The 19364-nt window shown below is 74.3% G+C and carries 5 protein-coding genes; all 5 read right to left on the reverse strand.

Going from position 1 to position 19364, the window contains the following annotated elements; genetic code table 11:
• Positions 1-3: 3 nt before the first annotated feature.
• Genes GTY58_RS18995 through GTY58_RS19015 form a run of 5 tightly spaced genes read right to left on the reverse strand, consistent with a single transcriptional unit; the run spans position 4 to position 19334 of the window.
• Positions 4-777, reverse strand: coding sequence for an alpha/beta fold hydrolase (locus GTY58_RS18995; RefSeq protein ID WP_042493257.1), 774 nt, complete (start codon positions 775-777; stop codon positions 4-6).
• The gene (locus tag GTY58_RS19000) at positions 774-2126 is read right to left on the reverse strand and encodes an MFS transporter (RefSeq protein ID WP_010985071.1); all 1353 of its coding nucleotides are present in this window, start codon (positions 2124-2126) and stop codon (positions 774-776) included. The genes GTY58_RS18995 and GTY58_RS19000 overlap by 4 nt, the downstream gene beginning before the upstream one ends.
• Positions 2123-3136, reverse strand: coding sequence for an ornithine carbamoyltransferase (locus tag GTY58_RS19005; protein WP_107083269.1), 1014 nt, complete (start codon positions 3134-3136; stop codon positions 2123-2125). The genes GTY58_RS19000 and GTY58_RS19005 overlap by 4 nt, the downstream gene beginning before the upstream one ends.
• Positions 3133-14208, reverse strand: coding sequence for a non-ribosomal peptide synthetase (locus tag GTY58_RS19010; RefSeq protein WP_052295932.1), 11076 nt, complete (start codon positions 14206-14208; stop codon positions 3133-3135). Before GTY58_RS19010 ends, GTY58_RS19005 begins: the two co-directional genes overlap by 4 nt.
• Positions 14205-19334, reverse strand: a complete 5130-nt coding sequence (locus GTY58_RS19015; RefSeq protein ID WP_010985074.1) for a non-ribosomal peptide synthetase — start codon at positions 19332-19334, stop codon at positions 14205-14207. Before GTY58_RS19015 ends, GTY58_RS19010 begins: the two co-directional genes overlap by 4 nt.
• Between the last annotated feature and the right edge of the window lie 30 nt (positions 19335-19364).

Here is a 19364-nt window from a genome sequence, read left to right on the forward strand (position 1 = left end):
GAGTCATTCCTCCAGATCTTTACTGACATCGGCGACCAGTTCGGCTTCCCGCTGCGCGAGATAGAAGTGGTCGCCCGGGTAGGTGCGCAGGGCGAAGTCCCCGGCCGAGGACAGCTCTGACCAGGCGAGGACGCTGTCGCGGTCGCAGCCCGGATCGCTGCGGCCGAGATACGCGGTGACCGGCGACGCCACCGGCTCCGGGGGCGTCGCGGGCCGGTAGCTCTCGATGAGCCGGTAGTCGGCGCGCAGCGCGGGCAGCAGCAGCTCGCGCAGTTCGGGGATGTCGTACGCCTGCGAGCCCAGGTCGCCGAGCCGGCGCACCCCGGCGACGAGTTCGTCGTCGGTGCGCAGATACAGCCCGGAGGGGCGGGCGCGGTGCGGTGCGGAGCGGGCCGAGACCATCAGCCGCCGGGGTACGACGCCGTGCCGGGCCCGAAGCCGCAGGGCCGTCTCGTAGGCCACCGTCGAGCCCATGCTGTGCCCGAACAGGGCGAGCGGGACGTCGAGGTGGGGCAGCAGCGCGTCGGTGACCGCGTCGGCCAGTGTGGCCATGTCGGTGACGCAGGGTTCGGCGAGCCGCTCCTGGCGCCCGGGGTAGCAGACGGCGAGCAGCTCCAGGTCGGACGGCAGACGCGCCGGCCAGCCGTGGTAGAGCTGGGCGTTGCCGCCGGCGTGCGGAAAGCAGACGAGCCGGAGCCGGGGGCGGCCTCCCGACCGGGCCGGGTAGCGCCTGAGCCACGGCTCGCCGCGCACGCCGTGCACACGTCGTTCAGTCATCGGTCCCCCTCTCCTTTCTCCGTCGGCTCCACCGGTTTCTCCGTCGGCTCCACCGGTTTCTCCGTCGGCTCCACCGGATCGACCGGCTCCGCTGTCCGTGGCGTCGCCGCCGTTTCTCCCCTGAGGCCCGGTGCCACCGCCGCGAGCAGGGCCAGTACGGCCATGGCGGCGGCGATCGCGCGGACCGTGGGCAGCGCGCCCCACGCCGTGAGCAGCAGGCCGCCCGCGAACGAGCCGAGCGCGTTGGTGCCCGAGCCGATCAGTCCCGCGGTGGCGGCCACCCGGCCCTGGAACGCGTCGGGGGTGATGCGCACCTGGTAGACGGCGGCGGCGACGTTGAACACGGCGCCGACGAATCCGGTGCCCGCGTACAGCGCGCCGAGGAGCACGGGGCGGGCGGTCAGTGCCATGGCGCCGATCAGCAGCGTCCAGGCGACGGCGCCCCCGATCAGCAGGGTGCGCTGGGACATCAGGCGCTGGAGGCGGCCGCCGGCGAGCGCCCCGCCCAGGCCGCCGACGCCGCCGATGCCCACGACGACCGCGAGCGTCGCCGACGGCAGTCCCGCCTCCTTGATCCGCAGGATCAGGGCGAGTGCCAGCATCTGGAACAGGACGTTGGTGCCGGCGACATAGCCGAGTGCCGCGCGCAGGAACCGCTGGCGCCACAGCCAGCGCATGCCTTCGGCGACCTCACCGGTGAGCCGTCCCGGACGCGCCGGGGCGGTGCGCTCCGCCTGGAAGTCCTTGCGGACGAACAGCAGGGTGACGAGCGAGACGAGGTAGCCGAGCACGCCGAAGCCGAAGGGCAGCCACCGGGCCGCCGAGTGCAGCAGCACCCCGCCCGGCTGGCCGAGCAGACCGGCCGCCCGCCCGCGCGCCTCGTTCTGCGCGAGGGCGGCGGGCAGGTGCGCCGGGTGGACGAGGTTGCGTACGGCGCCGCGTTCGGCGAGCCGGTAGAACACGGCCAGGGCCGATTCGAGGAACGCCACCGCCGCCAGGTGGGCCACGTCCACCCGGCCCGCCGCGAGCGCCAGCGCCACGCTGCCCACCGCGAGGACCCGGCCCGCCTCGCAGCCCAGCATCAGCCGGCGCCGGTCCCAGCGGTCCACCAGGGCGCCGGCCGGCAGCTGCACCAGGAGCAGCGGCAGCAGGGCCGCCGTGGACACCACGGACATCGCCAGCGGGGAGCCGGTGTGCCACAGCACGATCAACGGGTAGGCCACCGCCGTCACCCGCGTGGCGAGGAACGACATGCTCGCGCCGGACCACAGGAGCAGGAACTCCCGGTTGCGGCGCAGCGGTTCGGGTGGGGCGCCGGTCCGGGGACCGGCGCCCTCGACGAGGGTCACGGCCTGCACCACTCCAGCACCGCCATCGCGCTGTGCATCTTGTTCTCCGCCTGCGCGAAGGCGATGCTCGCCGGGCCGTCCAGCACCTCGGCGGTGACCTCGTCACCGCGGTGCGCGGGCAGGTCGTGCAGGAAGACCGCCTTGGGACTGGTCTCCCACAGTGCCGCCGACACCTGGAACGGGGCGAAGATCTCCCGCCAGTCCGGGTCCGGCTTGCTGGTGCCGGTGGTCTGCCAGCGGGAGGTGTAGACGGCGTCCTGATCGGCGGGCAGGTCGTCCATGTCGTGCCGCTCGCGGAACGTGGCGCCGTGGCGGCCGGCCTGGTCGGCGGCGCGTTCGCGGTAGTACGGGGCCAGCCCGTAGCCCGGCGGCGTGCGCAGTTCGAGGGAGACGCCCGGATAGCGAGTCAGTGCGAGCGCCAGCGCCGACGCGGTGTTGTTGCCCTCGCCCACGTACAGCACCCGCAGCCCCTCGATGCCGCCGAAGTGCCCTTGCAGGGTGGTCAGGTCGGTCAGTGCCTGGGTGGGGTGCTCGTCCGCGCTCATCGCGTTGACGACCGCCATCCGGTCCTGCGCGGCCCAGGCCCGCATCTCGGCGGGGTCGCCGGCGGTCCGGGCGACCAGGACGTCGAGCATGCCGGACATGACCCGTCCGGTGTCCTCGCTGGTCTCGCCGGTGTTGAGCTGGAGGTCGTCGGGGCCGTACGCGATGATCTGCGCCCCCAGTCGCAGAGCTCCGCTGGAGAAGGCGGTGCGGGTGCGGGTCGACGTCTTGCGGAAGTAGATGCCGACGACGTCCCCGGCCAGCGGCGCGGGGCGGCCCGCGGTACCGGCCGAGAAGGCGGCGCCACGGAGTACGAGGGAGTACAGGTCGGTGTCGGAGAGGTCGTCGATGGAGATCAGATGCCGTACGGGTGCCACGGTGTCCTCCTGCGGATGGGTCACCTTGCGGATGGGGGCGGGACGGCGTGCGGGCCGTCGTGCGGGCGCTTCGCGGGGGCCGGCCGTCATGCGCGCTCCTCGTCCGTGACGACGGGGGCGAGCACCGCCGGGAGCGCGCCTGCCGGGTCCTCGCGACGCCAGTCGGCGGCGAGCCGGCCGCTGCCGAACGTCGCGTCCCTGCGGCCGAGTTCGGCGGTGAGGTACTTGACGACGGCCTTGCCGGAGTCGGCGTTGGTGAGCGCGACGAACCCGGTGCCGCCGTGCATCCGGCTGATCGCCATGTTCCAGTAGCCCGAGGGTTCGCCGCCGTGGCCGAACTCCAGGTCGTCGCCGGTGTCGTCGACGATGGTGCCGAGCCCGTAGAAGGTGCCGGTCTCGCCCGCGAGCAGTTCCCGGGCCAGGGCCTGCGGGACGAGGGCCCCCGGTGCGCCCAGGAGGGCGTCCCGTACGGCGAGTACGAAGCGGGCGGCGTCGCCCGCCGTGGTCCACAGGCCGGCGGCCGCCAGGTGGGCCCGCTCGCGCCAGCCGCCGCTCAGCGGGGTGCCGTGGGCGTCGTGCCCGAGTGCGACGGGCAGGCCCGCGGTGCGCGGGTGTTCCTGGTCGAAGCTGGTGTCGGCGAGGCCGAGCGGGTCGAGGACCAGCCGGCGCATCAGCGTCTCGAAGGGCTCGCCCGTGACGTCCTCCAGCACCTGCTGGAGCACCCAGTAGTGCGTGCTGCTCTTGCGGAACACCTCGCCGGGCGGCAGTTCCCGCCGTACGCGCGGGGTGGTCACCGGGGGCCTGCCCTCCAGGAGGTCCAGGAGGGTGGGCAGCTGTTCGCCGGGGCGGAACCCGACGCTGCGGTGCCGGGCGAGACCGGCGCGGTGGCCGAGCAGCGTGCGCACGGTGACGGTGCCCGGCGCTGCCGGGTCGTCGGCCAGGTGCCAGGAGGTGAGGTAGCCGTCGATGTCGGCGTCCAGGTCGATGAGGCCCTCGTGGACGAGACGCAGGACCGCGAACGCGGTCAGGTGCTTGCTGATGGAGCCGACCTGGAAGAGGGTGCGCTCGGTCACCGGGTCGCTGCCGCCGGCCTCGAGGGTGCCGTGGCCGCGCAGTTCGGCGACCGCGCCGTCGCGGATGACGGCGAGGGCGACGCCCGGCACATGACGCTCGGCCATGGCGGCCGTGAGCCCCTCGGCGAGCGGATCCCGGTCCTCGCCCCGCACCCCGGGCGCCTCCCGGCGCGCGGCCCCGAGCAACGCGGCGGCCTCGGGCACCACCCCGCTCCCCGCCCGCCCCGGGTCACCCCCGGCGGCCTGCTCCAACAGAGCGGCAAGCAACTCGGCGGAGACGGCGACGGTGGGGGCGGCGGCGTCCACGCCGGGAGCGGGAGTGGGGACGCCGGGAGCGGCAGCGGCAGCGGTGAAGACCACAGCCTCCCCGGAAGAGCCCGCAGCAACCGCAGCGGGGGCGACAGCCTCCCCGGAGGAGCCCGCAGCACCGGAGGCACGAGCGCCCCCAGCCGAGACGGCACCCACAGCAGACCCGGCAGCCTCCGCCGGAGACCCGCCAGCCTCCGCCGAAGAGGCCGGTGCCGTGCCGGCCGAGGCCTGTGTTTCGGCGGCGGCGCCGCTCGTGGCCGACTCCGCGTCGGCCGACTGCGAACCGCCCGCGCGGGCCCCCGCCGCCGTGTCCTCGTCCACCGCCGCCGCCAGGTCGATCAGCGTGTCGTGCTGGTACATGCGGTAGACGGAGACCGCGAGGCCCGCCGCGCGGGCCGCCGCCAGCACCTTGATCATCAGCAGCGAGTGGCCGCCGAGGTCGAAGAAGCGGTCGTGGACGCCGATCTCCTCGACGCCGAGGACCTCGGACCAGATGGCGCCCAGCGCCTTCTCCGTCGGGGTGCGCGGCGGCACATGCGCGGTGCCGCTGCGCAGCGCCCCCCGGCCGGGGACGGGCAGGACCCCCCGGTCGACCTTGCCGTTGGCGTTCAGGGGCAGCGCCTCCAGGGCCACGAACGCCGACGGCACCATGTAGTCGGGCAGCCGCACCGCGCAGTGCGCCGCGAGCTCCTCCGGCCGCGCCCCGGCGCCCGCGGCGGGCGTCCAGTAGCCGACCAGACGCCGGTCGCCGGGAACGGGCTCGTGGACGGTGACGAACGCGTCGCGCACGGCCGGGTGTTCGGCGAGCACCGCCTGCACCTCGCCGAGTTCGACCCGGTAGCCGCGGATCTTGACCTGGTCGTCGACCCGGCCGAGGAACTCGACGTTCCCGTCCGGGAGGTGACGTACGAGGTCACCGGTGCGGTACAGCCGGGCGCCGGGCTCGGCCGCGTACGGGTCGGGCAGGAACCGCTCCGCGGTCAGGTCGGGGCGGCCCGCGTAGCCGCGGGCGACACCCGTGCCGCCGACGTACAGCTCCCCCGTGACTCCCACCGGCACCGGCTGGAGCGCCGAGTCCAGCACGTACACCCGCATGTTGGGCAGCGGACGCCCGATCGGTACGACGTCGCGCCCGACCGGCGCGAGGACGGGGAAGACCGTGGTCCCGACGGAGGCCTCGGTCGGGCCGTACTCGTTGATGAGGCGGCCCGGACCGAGGATGTCCAGGGACCGGTCGGCCGTGGCGCCGGGCAGCGCCTCGCCCGCCACCACCATGACCTCGGCCAGCTCCTGCGCCTGTTCGGTGGTGAGCTGCTCGGCGAGCAGGTCGAGGTGGCCGGGGGTGAGCTTGACGAAGCTGTACGGGGCGCCGGCCAGCAACCGGTGTCCCAGCTCGGCGGGTTCGGTGTCCTGCGGGACGGCGAACACCCGCTGCCCGGTGACCAGCGGCGCCCACAGGTTCGGGACGATCAGGTCGAAGGCGACCGAGGAGAACAGGGGCGCGCCGCCCGTCCCCCGCGAGGCCAGCTCCCGTGCCGCCCAGCCGACATGGCCCGCGAGGCCGCGGTGCGGCACCTCGACGCCCTTGGGCCGGCCGGTCGAACCGGAGGTGAAGATGACGTAGGCGAGCTGGTCGAGGTCGTCGGCGCGGGCGGGCGCGGCCGACGGCAGGGCGCTGACGTCCTCGTCGTCGAGCAGCAGCGACACGGCACCGAACCGGTCCGCGTACGCCGCCGAGGTGACCGCCACCGCGGCGCCCGACGTCCCGACGATCGACGCGACGCGCTCGGCCGGGTAGGACGGGTCGACGGGCACGTACGCGCCGCCCGCCTTCCACACCGCGAGGAGCGCGGCGATCAGCACGGGGCCGCGGTCCAGCTGGACCGCCACCCGGGACTCGGCGCCGACACCGCGCGCCCGCAGCGCGTGGGCCAGCCGGTTGGCGTGCTCGTCCAGTTCGGCGTAGGTCAGGGTCCGCTCGCCCAGGGTCACGGCGGGCGCCCGCGGGGTGCGGGCCGCCTGTTCCTCGAAGCGCCGGAGCACGGAGGCGGTCTCGGCCTCGTACGCCGTGTCGTTCCATTCGACGAGCTGGCGCCGCAGCTCGTCCGCCGGCAGCGGCACGGCCCGGGCGTCGCCCGCCGGGTCCTGTGTCATGGCGGTGAGCACGCCCGCGTACAGCGCGGTGAGCCGGTCGGCGTTCGCCCGGGACAGGGCGTGGGTGTGCGTGGTCATCAGCAGGTAGCCGGAGACAGCGGACACGGCGAGGGAGAACTCCGTGGCGCCCTCGCCCGAGCTGTCGCCGACGTCGACGCGCTCGGTGTCCACGTGGTCGAAGTCCTGGTAGCTGAAGCGCACGTCGAGCAGCCGCTCCACCCCGGCGTCGCGCTGGATCGCCGGCATCGGGTAGCGCCGGTACTCCCACATGCCCGCCTCGTGGGCGAAGACCTCGCGGACCAGCTCCTCCCAGGTGCGGTCGCGGTCGGCGTCGAAGGCGAACGGCAGGGTGTTGAGGTACATGCCGTAGACGCGGTCGGCGCCGGGCGCCTCGGGGCGGGCGCTGAAGACGAGACCCGAGTGGAAGCGGTCCTCCTCGGTCAGCACGCTCAGCGCCTTCAGGTGCGCCGCGAGCAGCACGCTCTTGAGGGAGACCCGGGCCCGCGCGGCCAGGGCGCGCAGCCCCTGCTCGAAGGGGCGCAGCTCCACCGCGACCCGGAAGGTCTCCCGCGGGGCCGAGCGGTCGCCCGCCCAGGCCGCCGGCAGCGCGAAGCGCGCGAAGCCGCCGGTGACGTCACGCCAGTACGCCCGGTCGTGCTCCGACTCCAGGGAGCGCACCTCGGTGGCGACGAAGTCCGCGTAGCGGACGGCGGGCGCGGGGGCCTCGGACGGCTGTCCGCCGTCGCGCAGCCGCCGGTATTCGTCGAGCAGCTCCATCAGCAGCGCGCGGTGGCTCCAGCCCTCCGTGATGGCGTGGCACACCGTGAGGCCGAGGCGCCAGGCGCCGTCCTCCTCGACGTGTGCGGTCATCCGCAGCAGCGGGGCCCGCTCCAGGTCGAACAGGTCGGCGCGTTCCCGGGCGATGAACTCCTCGACGGCGCGCCGCCGCCCCGCCTCGTCGAGCGCGGTCAGATCGTGCACGGCGACGGGGATCGCCGCGTGTGCACGCACCACCTGGAGCGGCTGCGAGAAGCCGTCGAGGTGGAAGGAGGTGCGGAGCATCTCGTGGCGGCCGGCGACCACGGCGGCGGCGCCGCGCAGCGCGTCGGCGGAGAAGGGCGCGGCCTCCGTGATCCGGAACGAGGACACGTTGTGGTAGGCGTGCTTGGTGTCGTCGGCGAGCATCTCCAGGACCATGCCGAGCTGTACCTGCGTCAGCGGATAGGCGTCCACCGCGTCCTCGGGCAGCCGCGCGCGGTCCTCGGCCGGCACCAGCGCGAACCGCGCCACGGGGGTGTCCACCTCGGTCCGGGCGGGGCGCCCGGTCAGGTGCTCGCCGAGGGCGGCGACCGTGCGGTGCTCGAACACGTCGCGTACGCCGATGTCGAACCCGGCGGAGCGCAGTGCCCCGACGAGGGCGACGGCGCGGATGGAGTGGCCGCCGATCTCGAAGAAGCCGTCCTCGACACCGACGCGTTCGAGGCCGAGGACCTGCGCCCACACGGCGGCGATGCGCTCCTCGGTGTCGGTGCGCGGGGCGACGTACCCGTCGTCGTCGGCCGCGGCGGCGTCGGGTGCGGGCAGCGCCTTGCGGTCGATCTTGCCGTTGGCGTTCAGGGGCAGGGCGTCGAGGGCGGTCAGGGTCGCCGGGACCATGTAGTCGGGCAGCCGGTCGGCGAGGTGCTCGCGGACCCCTTCCGCGCCGGCGGGCGCGTAGTAGCCGGCCAGTTCGCCGTCGACGGTCGTCACGAAGGCGTCGCGGATACCGGGGTGGGCGGTGAGCACTGCCTGGATCTCGCCGAGTTCGACGCGGTAGCCGCGGATCTTGACCTGGTCGTCGACCCGGCCGAGGAACTCGACGTTCCCGTCCGGGCGTTGGCGTACGAGGTCGCCGGTGCGGTAGACGCGGGCGCCGGGCTCGGTGCCGTACGGGTCGGGCAGGAAGCGCTCGGCCGTCAGGTCGGGGCGGCCCGCGTAGCCGCGGGCGATGCCCGTGCCGCCGACGTACAGCTCACCCGTGACCCCGACCGGGACCGGCTGGAGCGCCGGGTCGAGGACGTACACCCGCATGTTGGGCAGCGGGCGCCCGATGGGCAGTACGTCGGTCTCGGCGTCCCGCGGCACCTCGTGGACCGTCGTGCCGACGGATGCCTCGGTCGGCCCGTACTCGTTGATCAGCCGGGTGTCCGGGGCGAGCGCGCGCCAGCGCTCCAGGGTGGCGCGGGTGAACGCCTCGCCCGCCACCACCAGCACCGGCGCGAGGGCCGCCGCCTGCTCGGGTGCCAACTGCTGGGCGAGCACGTCCAGATGGCCCGGGGTGAGCTTGATGAAGCTGTACGGGCCCGATGCGACGAGGTGCTCGCCCAGGTCGGCCATGTCGACGTCCTGGCTCACGGTGTGCACGGCCTGGCCGGTGACCAGCGGCGCCCACAGGTTCGGGACGACCAGGTCGAAGGCGACCGAGGAGAACAGCGGGGCTCCGCCGTCCCCCTGGGACGCCAGTTCCCGCGCCGCCCAGGCGACATGGTTGGCCAGTCCCCGGTGGGTGACCTCGACGCCCTTCGGGGTGCCGGTCGAACCCGAGGTGAAGATGACGTACGCGAGCCGGTCCAGGTCGTCGGTCCTGGCGGGAGCGCCGGTGGGCAGGCTGATCAGGGCCCGCACCGGGATCTCCGTGAGGGTCACGGGGGCGCCGGACAGCTCCCGCATGGCGGTGACGCGGTCGGCCGGGTAGGAGGGGTCGACCGGGACGTAGGCGCCCCCGGCCTTCCACACCGCGAGCAGCGCCGTCAGCAGGTCCGGGCCCCGGTCGAGCCGGACCAGGACCCGCGACTCGGCACCGACGCCCAGGCCTCGCAGATGGTGCGCCAACTGGTTGGCGCGCACGTCGAGTTCGCCGTACGAGAGCGTGCCGTCCTGGTGACCGACGGCCACCGCGTCCGGGGTGCGGGCCGCCTGCTCCTCGAAGCGCCGGAGCACGGAGGCGGTCTCGGCCTCGTACGCCGTGTCGTTCCACTCGACGAGCTGCCGCTCCCGCTCCCCCGCCGGCAGGAACGACGCCTGCGCGTCGCCCTCCGGGTCCGCCGCCATCGCCTCCAGGACGCCGCGCAGCATGGCCGCGAGGCGGTCCGTGCCGGCGCGGCTCAGGGCCTTCGGGGACGCGGTGAGGACGAGGTGGCCGACGCGGGCCGAGACGCCGAGCGGGAACTCGGTGGGGCTGTCGTCGATGCTGGCCAGGTAGTCGACCTGGGCGCGGTCGACCTGGTCGAAGTCGTGATAGCTGAACCGCATGTCGATCAGCCGCTCGCCGCCCGCGAGTTCACGCTGGATGACCGGCATGGGATAGGTGCGGTGGGGCCACAGCTCGATCTCCCGGGCGAACACGGCGGCGGCCAGGTCGCGCCAGGTGGCGGCCGTGCGGTCGTACGCGAACGGCAGCGTGTTCAGGTGCATGCCGTAGACGCGGTCGGCGCCGAGCACCTCGGGCCGGGCGTTGCACACCAGACCGCTGAAGAAGCGGTCCTCCTCGGTGAGCATGCTCAGCGTCTTCAGGTGGGCCGCGTGCAGGACGCTCTTGAGGGAGGCGCCCGCCTTCGTGGCCAGGGCGCGCAGCCGGTCCTCCAGGTCGTGGAAGGGCACGGGCACCCGGTACGGGGCGCCGGTGTCGTCCGGGTCGCCGCGCCAGGGGGCCGGCACGGTGAGCCGGGCGTAGCCGTCGACGACCGACTGCCAGTAGGCGCGGGTCCCGGCGGAGTCGAGCACGTCCAGCTCGGCGGCGACGAAGTCGGCGAAGCGGACGCCCGGCACGGGGGCCTCGGACGGCTGTCCGCCGTCGCGGACGCGGCCGTACTCCTCCAGGACCTCCATCAGCAGGGAGTGGTGGCTCCAGCCGTCGAGGATCGCGTGGCACTCGGTGTTGGTGATCCACCAGCTGCCGTCGCCCGCCATGTGTGCGTGCAGGCGCAGCAGGGGCGGGGTCGCCAGGTCGAACAGCTCGGAGCGCTCCTTGGCCGTGAACTCCCGCAGGGAGGAAAGGAGTTCCTCCTCGGTGAGGGAGGTCAGGTCGCGGGCACCGACCGGCATCTCGGCCGTGGTGTGGACCAGTTGCAGGGGCACGGAGTAGCCGGTGAGGTCGACGGAGGTGCGCAGCGCCTCGTGGCGGGCGACGACGGCCGCGGCGGCGGCGCGCAGGGCGTCGAGCGAGAAGGGCCGCTCGTCGCGGATACGGAACGAGGTGACGTTGTGGTACGGGTGCTTGCCGTCGTCCGTGAGCATCTCGACGACCATGCCGAGCTGCACCTGGGACAGCGGGTAGGCGTCGGCGAGCCCGTCGGGCAGCCGGGCCGCGTCCTCGGCGGTGAGCAGGGAGAACGGCTCGGTCCTGCGGTCGGCGTCCTCCGGTGCCGGGCGCCCGGTGACCAGTTCGGCGACGCGGGCGACCGTGCGGTACTCGAAGACGTCGCGCACGGCGAGGTCGTAGCCGATCGCGCGGAGCCGGCCCACCAGGGTGACGGCGCGGATGGAGTGACCGCCGAGCTCGAAGAAGCCGTCCTCGACACCGACCCGGTCGAGGCCGAGGACGTCGGCCCACACCTCGGCGATCCGCTCCTCGGCGACGGTGCGCGGGGCGACGTGGCCGGCGGCGCCGAGGGCGTCCTGGCCGGGGGCGGGCAGGGCGCGCTTGTCGAGCTTGCCGTTGGTGGTCAGGGGCAGCGCGTCGAGGGCGACGAACGCGGCCGGGACCATGTACTCGGGCAGCCGGGCCGCCAGGTGGGAGCGCAGGTCGCCGGGGGCCGGGGCCTGGTCGGCGGCCGGCGTCGTGTAGGCGACGAGGCGCTTGTCGCCGGGGGTGTCCTCGCGGACCAGGACGACGGCGTCACGGACCTGCGGATGCGCGGCCAGCGCGGTCTCGATCTCGCCCAGCTCGATCCGGAAGCCGCGGATCTTGACCTGGTCGTCGATCCGGCCCAGGAACTCCAGGCTGCCGTCGGGCAGCCGGCGCGCGAGGTCGCCGCTCTTGTAGAGACGCGAGCCCGCCGGACCGTACGGGTCCGGGACGAACCGCTCGGCCGTCAGCTCCGGCCGGTTGAGGTAGCCGCGTGCCACGCCGGGGCCGCCGACGTGGATCTCACCGGGCACGCCGACCGGGACCAGCTGTCGGTCCGCGTCCAGGAGGTACACCCGCAGGTCGGCCAGCGGATGGCCGACCGCGTTGCCCGCCCGCGGGTCCAGGTCCCGCTCGGTCAGCCGGTGGTAGGTGGTGTGGACGGTGGTCTCGGTGATCCCGTACATGTTGACGAGCGCGATCCGGTCGAGCCCGAACCGGTCGGCCCAGGGGCGCAGTTCGGAGATCTCCAGCTTCTCGCCCGCGAAGACCACCGCGCGCAGCGACAGTTCGGCGTCCGCGGCGACCAGCGAACGGAAGGCGGAGGGCGTCTGGTTGAGCACGGTGACGCGCTCGCGCACCAGCAGGTCGAGGAACTCCTCCGGGGAGCGGGTGACGTCGTAGGGGACGACGATCAGCCGGCCGCCGTGCAGCAGGGCACCCCACATCTCCCAGACGGAGACGTCGAAGGCGTAGCTGTGGAAGAGGGGCCAGACGTCGGTGTCGGTGAAGGCGTAGTGCTCGTTGCCGCGCTCCAGGAGGCGTACGACGTTGGTGTGGGTGAGGGCGACGCCCTTCGGCCGGCCCGTCGAGCCGGAGGTGTAGATCGTGTAGATCAGGTTCTCGGGGCTGCCGGGCACGCCCGGGTCGGAGTCCGGCCGCGCGGCCAGGTCCGGCGCGTCCGTGTCGAGGAGCAGCAGCTCCACGTCGAACAGATGCGCGTGCTCGGCGGTGGTCACCACCACCGGGGCCTGTGCGTCCCCGACGATGTACGCGATCCGGTCGGCCGGGTTCGCCGGGTCCAGCGGCAGATACGCGGCACCCGACTTGAGGATGCCGAGCAGGGCCGGGATCAGTTCGATGCCGCGCTCCAGGCTCAGCCCGACGAGCGTCTCCGGGCCGACCCCCTTCGCGATCAGGGCGTGGGCGATCCGGTTGGCGCGGGCGTTCAGCTCCGCGTACGTCAGATCCGTCCCCTCGAAGGAGACCGCGACCCCCTCGGGGGTCCGCGCCACCTGCTCCTCGAACACCTCGTGCACGCGGCGCGTCACGGGCTCCACGGCCTCGGGGGCGCCGAGCAGGACGGCCTTCTCCCGCTCGCCCACGATCTCGTACGCGGACAGGCGCGCCCCGGGCGTGGCGGCGATCCCCGTGAGCAGGCGCAGCAGATGGCCGGCGAACCGCTCGACCGTCGCCCGGTCGAACAGCGAGGTGGCGTACTCCAGGTGCCCGCCGAACGAGCCGTCCGCCCGCTCACGTATCTGGAGGTCCAGGTCGAACTTGGCGACCCGGCCCGCGCCCTCGAACGGCGCCACCTCGACGCCGGGGAACGCGAACGCGGAGCTGCGGTCGCCGTGCATCGTGAACGCGACCTGGAACAGCGGGGTGCGGGAGAGGTCGCGCTCGGGGCCGAGGGCGTCGACGACCTGGGCGAAGGCGACGTCCTGGTGGTCGTAGGCGTCCAGGACCGTGGCCCTGGTGCGGGCCAGCAGGTCGGTGAAGGCGGGGTCGCCGGAGAGGTCGCCGCGCATCACCAGGGTGTTGATGCCGTAGCCGATGAGCCGTTGCAGCTCGGGGCGGCCGCGGCCGGAGACCACGGTGCCGACGGCGATGTCCGCGCGGCCGGTGTGGCGGGCCAGCAGGCTCTGGTAGGCGGCGAGGAACAGCATGAACGGGGTGCTGTCGTGCGCGGCGGCCAGCTCGCGCAGCCGGGTGCCCAGCGGGGCGGGCACGTCGAAGGCGACGGCGGAACCGGCGCCGTCGCGCACGGCGGGGCGCGGCCGGTCGGTGGGCAGTTCGAGCGGCGCGAGGTCCGCCAGCCGGCCCTTCCAGTGGTCGAGGTGACGTTCGACGACCTCGCCGGTCAGCTCGGCGCGCTGCCAGGCGGCGTAGTCCGCGTACTGCACGGTGAGCGGGGCCGGGGCCGAGCCCGTGTACAGGGCGCTGAGTTCCTGTCCGAAGACGCCGGTGGACCAGGCGTCGCAGGCGATGTGGTGGAAGACCACCGCGAGGACGTGCTCGTCGTCGGCGAGCCGGATCAGGCGCGCCCGCACCGGCCAGTCGCGGCCGAGGTCGAACGGGCGGGCCAGGTCCGCCTCGACCAGGGCGCGGACCGCGTCGTCGTCCGCGGCCCCGGACCGGTCCAGGGGCAGGGGGCGCGGCGCGTCGATGATCTGGACGGGCTCGTCGCCGTCCAGGGCGTAGCGGGTGCGCAGGATCTCGTGCCGCTCCAGCAGTTGGTGCCAGGCCTTGTCGAGGGCCTCGGTGTCGAGGGCGCCGCGCAGCCGCAGCACCAGCGGGACCAGGTATTCGGGGCTGTCCGGCTCCAGGCGGCTGAGGAACCACATCTGCTGCTGGCCGTACGACAGCGGCAGCGGGCCGTCCCGGTCGGCGCGGGGGATGTCCGGGCGGCGGGTGGCGCCGGTGCGCCGGCCCGCGAGACGGCGGCGCAGCAGTTCGGCGCGGAGCGCGTCGGCATCAGTGCCCGAGAGGACGGGCTTCTCCATTTCCCCGGTGCTCATGCCTGGTGCTCCTTCAGCGCTGGGTTGTTCGTGAGGTGTGTGGTGTCGGTGCGGGCCGCGTCGTCGAGGAGGTCGGCGTCGGAGAGCGCGGCGATCTGGGCGGTGACGCGCTCCTCGACGGTGGCCGCGATACGGGCGACCGTCGGTCCCTCGAAGACCGTGCGGACCGCGAAGTCGATCTCGAACTCCTGCTGGAGGTGGGAGATCAGGCGGATCGCGAGGATCGAATTGCCGCCGATGTGGAAGAAGTTGTCGTGTGCTCCGGCCTGGACGCCGAGCAGTTCGGTCCAGATCTCGGCGACGCGCTCCTCGACGGGGCCGCTGGGTGCGACATGGCTCTCGTCGTCGGCGGTCCGTCCCGGCGCGGGCAGGGCGCTGCGGTCGACCTTGCCGTTGGCGTTGACCGGGATCGTGTCGAGCGCGGTGAAGGTGGCCGGGATCATGTACTCGGGCAGGCGTGCGGCGCAGTGGGCGGCGAGGTCGGGCAGCGGCGCGGCGGCGTCGGCGGGCACCACGTGGGCGGCCAGCGTCGGTTCGCCGTTCTCGGGCCGGTGCACGGTGACGACGGCGTCGCGGACGGCGGGGTGCGCTGTCAGCACGGCCTGGATCTCGCCGAGTTCGACGCGATAGCCGCGGATCTTGACCTGGTCGTCGACCCGGCCGAGGAACGCGACGTTCCCGTCCGGGAGGTGGCGGACCAGGTCGCCGGTGCGGTACATGCGGGCGCCGGGGCCGGTGCCGTACGGGTCGGGCAGGAAGCGGTCGGCCGTCAGGTCGGGGCGGTTCGCGTAGCCGCGCGCCACACCCGTGCCGCCGACGTACAGCTCGCCGGCGACCCCGACCGGGACGGGCTGGAGCGCCGGGTCGAGGACGTACACCCGCATGTTGGGCAGCGGGCGTCCGATGGGCAGTACGTCGGCGTCGGCATGCTCGGGAATCTCGTACACCGTCGTGCCGACGGACGCCTCGGTCGGCCCGTACTCGTTGATCAGCCGGGTGTCCGGGGCGAGTGCGCGCCAGCGCTCCAGGGTGGCGCGGGTGAACGCCTCGCCCGCCACCACCAGCACCGGCGCGAGCGCGCCCGCCTGGGCCGGGGTGAGCTGGAGGGCGAGGATGTCGAGGTGGCCCGGGGTCAGCTTGACGAAGCTGAACGGCTGGGCCTCCGCGAGCCGCTTGCCCAGCTCGGACATGTCGGTGTCCTGCGGCAGCAGGAACAGCCGCTGCCCGGTGACCAGCGGCGCCCACAGGTTGGGGACGACGAGGTCGAAGGCGGCCGAGGAGAACAGGGCGCCGCCGCCGTAGTCCTGCCCGGCGAGTTCGCGGGCCGCCCAGGCGACGTGGTTGGCGAGACCCTGGTGGGTGACCTCGACGCCCTTGGGTGTGCCGGTCGAGCCCGAGGTGAAGATGGTGTACGCGAGCCGTCGCGGGTCCCTGGTCCGGGCGGGCGCGGCGGCCGGGCGCCCGGCGATGTCGTCGGCGTCCGTGTCCAGGAGCAGCAGGCGGGTGCCGGAGGAGGTGAAGCGGGCCGCGTACGCGGAGGTGGTCACCGCCGTGCGTACGCCCGCCGTGTCGCACATCGCCGCGATGCGCTCGGCCGGGTAGGACGGGTCGACCGGCACATAGGCGCCGCCCGCCTTCCACACCGCGAGCAGCGCGGTGACCAGTTCGGGACCCCGGTCGAGCAGGACCGCGACGCGTGACTCGGCGCCCACGCAGCGGGTGCGCAGGTGCTGCGCCAGCCGGTTGGCCGCGGCGTCCAGTTCGCCGTACGTCACGGTCTCGGTGCCGAAGGTCAGGGCGGTGCGCTCGGGGGCGCTGCGGGCCTGCTCCTCGAAGCGTTCGAAGACCGTACGGTCGTCGGTGTCCTCGGCCGTGTCGTTCCACTCGACGAGGAGGCGGTGGCGTTCGTCGGCGGAGAGCAGCTCCAGAGCGCCGAGCGGGGTCTCGGGCTGCTCGGCCACCTGTTCGAGGAGGGTGAGGAAGTGGCCGGTCATGCGCTCGGCGGTGCCCCGCTCGAACAGCGAGGTGGCGTATTCGAGGACCCCGTCGAGGGAGCCGTCGGGCGTCTGCCGCATGAACAGCGACAGATCGGTCTTCGCGACCTGCCAGGCCTCGGCGAACGCGGCCAGGTCACTGTCATGGGTGACGACGCTGGTCACGCCCTCGCTGTGCAGGTCGAAGGCCACCTGGTAGAGCGGGGTGCGGGACAGGTCGCGCTCGGGCTGAAGCTCCTCGACCAGCCGCTCGAAGGGCAGCTCCTGGTGGACGAGGGCGGCGCGGGCCGCGTCCCTGACCCGGCGCAGGGCCTCGGTGAAGCCCAGGTCCGCGGTGAGGCCGCAGCGTACGACGAGGGAGTTGAGGAAGAACCCGACCATGTTCTCGGTCTCGGGCCGGGTGCGGCCGGCCACCGGGGTGCCGACCGGGACGTCCCACTGGCCGGTGTGGCGGGCGACCAGCGTGGCGTACGCCGTCAGCAGCGTCATGAACGGGGTGGCGCCGTGGGCTCGGCCCAACTCGGCTAGTTTGACGGCGAGTTCGGGGGCGACGCGGAACGGTACGACCGCGCCGCGCGGATCACGCACCGCCGGGCGGGGGTGGTCGGCGGGCAGGTCGAGCGGGGCGATGCCGTCGAGGGCGGCGCGCCAGTGGGTCAGCTCGCCCTCGACGACGGCGTCGGTGAGGCGGGCACCCTGCCAGGAGCCGTAGTCCGCGTACTGGAGGGGCAGTTCGGGCAGGTCCGGCGCGCGGCCGGCCCGGTCGGCGGCGCACAGCTCGCGCAGCTCCCGTTCCAGGATCACCGTCGACCAGCCGTCGCAGGTGATGTGATGCATCGTCAGAAGGAGGACATGGTCCTCGCCGGCCACCCGGGCCAGCAGCGCGCGCCACAGCGGGCCCGCGGCGAGGTCGAAGCCCCGCTCGAACTGTGCGCCGAAGAGCGCGGCCACCCCGTCGCGGGCGGTGTCCTCGACGCGCAGCTCGACGGTGCCGGCGCCCGGCGCGTCGATGATCTGGCGCGGCTCGCCGCCCTGGTCGACGTAGCGGGTGCGCAGCGGCTCGTGCCGGGCGGCGAGCGCGTCCAGGGCCCGGCCCACGGTCCCGGCGTCCAGGGAACCCGGCAGCCGCAGGAAGAGCGGGGCGACCCACTCGGGGCTGCCGGGGTGCATCCGGTCCAGGAACCAGAGGCGGCGCTGACCGGAGGAGAGGGGGAGGTCGCCGGTGCGCGGGACGGGGCGGATCTGGGGCCCGTCGTCCACGTCGGCGCCCGTGCCGCCGTGGACGGCTCCGCCCGTGCCGCCCGTGCCCTCGTGCCCGGCATCTGTCGTGCCGCCGGTCACGGCACCGCTCGTCCCGCCGTCGGCCGCCCCCGTGGGTGTGCCGATCAGCTGGGCCTGGGCCTGGACCGTCGTCGCGGCGAACAGGCCGCGCAGGGAGACCTTCTCGCCCGACGCGGCGCGCAGCCGGGCCGCGAGCCGGGTCAGCTGGAGCGACGTGCCGCCCAGCGCGAAGAAGTCGTCGAGCGCGCCGACCCGGTCGAGACCGAGGAGGTCGGCCCAGACCCCCGCGACGAGTTCCTCCGCCGCGTCGCGCGGGGCCGTGTACGTGGGCTGCCCGGCGGCGGCGATCTCGGCCGGGGAGGGCAGCGCGGCCCGGTCGACCTTGCCGTTGGCCGTCAGCGGGAACGCGTCGAGGGTGTGGAGGAATGAGGGGACATGGCTGTCCGGCAGCCGCTCGGCCAGGAAACCGCGCAGCCCGGCCGGGTCCGCCTCGCCGCTGACGGTGAGGTACGCGGCGAGCCGCTTGCCGCCGCCGTCGGCCTCGTACGGCGTGACGACCGCGCCGGTGACCGCCGGGTGCGCGGCGAGCGCGGCCTCGACCTCGGCGGGCTCGATCCGGACGCCGTTGACCTTCACCTGGTGGTCGAGCCGGCCCAGGTACTCGAGGGTGCGGTCGGAGCGCCAGCGCACCTGGTCACCGGTGCGGTAGAGGCGGGCGCCGGGCTCGGTGGCGTAGGGGTCGGGCACGAAACGGTCGGCGGTCAGATCGGGGCGCCCGGCATAGCCGCGGGCCACTCCGACGCCGCCCGCGTACAGCTCGCCGGGAACACCGACGGGCACGGGGACACCGTTCGGTCCGAGGACGAGGACGCGCATGCCGGGCAGCGGGCGGCCGATGGGCACCGGACCCGCGGTGAGCGCGGGGTCGACGAGCTGCGCGGTGATGTCGATGGAGCACTCGGTGGGACCGTAGGTGTTCCAGACCTCCAGGTCCTGGCCCGTCCGCTCACGCAGCCGCGCGACCAGCTCGGCGTGCAGGGCCTCGCCCGCCGAGAACAGCAGCCGCAGCGAGCCGCAGCCGCTCCAGTCACCCTCCTCCACGAGCAGCCGCAGCACCGACGGCACGACCTGGAGCACGGTGACGCCGTGGTCGGCCACCGCGCGCAGCAGCGCGGCCGGGTCGCGCTCGGCGCCCGCCGGGGCGAGCACCACGGTGCCGCCGCCGACCAGCGGCGCGAAGATCTCCCAGCCGGCCGCGTCGAACCCGATGGTGGTCTTCTGCAGAACCCGGTCGGCCGCCCCGAGCGCATGCCGCTGCACGGTCCAGCCGATCCGGTTCGCGATGCCCGCGTGGGTGACCACGACGGCCTTGGGCCGGCCGGTCGAACCGGAGGTGAAGACGGCGTACGCCGCGTTGGCGGGGTCGGCGGCGGGGAGCGGGCCGGCGGGGTCCGAGGACCGGTCCGGGATCTCCTCGGGTCCGACGCGCCGGGCACCGGCGTCGCGCACGGGGCCCGCCAGGGCCGGTCCGGCGACCACCAGGCGCGCCCCGGCCTCCCGGGCCAGGTCCGACAGGCGGGCGGGCGGCTGGGCCGGGTCGAGCGGGACATAGCCCGCGCCGGCCCGCCAGACGGCCAGCAGCGCGACGATCAGATCGACGCCGCGCGGCAGGCTCACCCCGACGAGCGTCTCGGGCCCCGCACCCAGGTCCCGCAGGTGGCGGGCCATGCGCAGGGACGCACGGTCCAGCTCCTCGTACGTCACCGTCCGGGCTCCGTCGACGACGGCGGCCGCGTGCGGCGTACGGAACGCCTGCTCGGCGAAGCGTTCCGAAAGCAGTTCGGCGTTCACGGTAACTCCTGTCACAGACCTGGGTCGGGG

Source organism: Streptomyces sp. SID5469 (assembly GCF_009862865.1).
GTDB classification, from domain to species: domain Bacteria; phylum Actinomycetota; class Actinomycetes; order Streptomycetales; family Streptomycetaceae; genus Streptomyces; species Streptomyces avermitilis.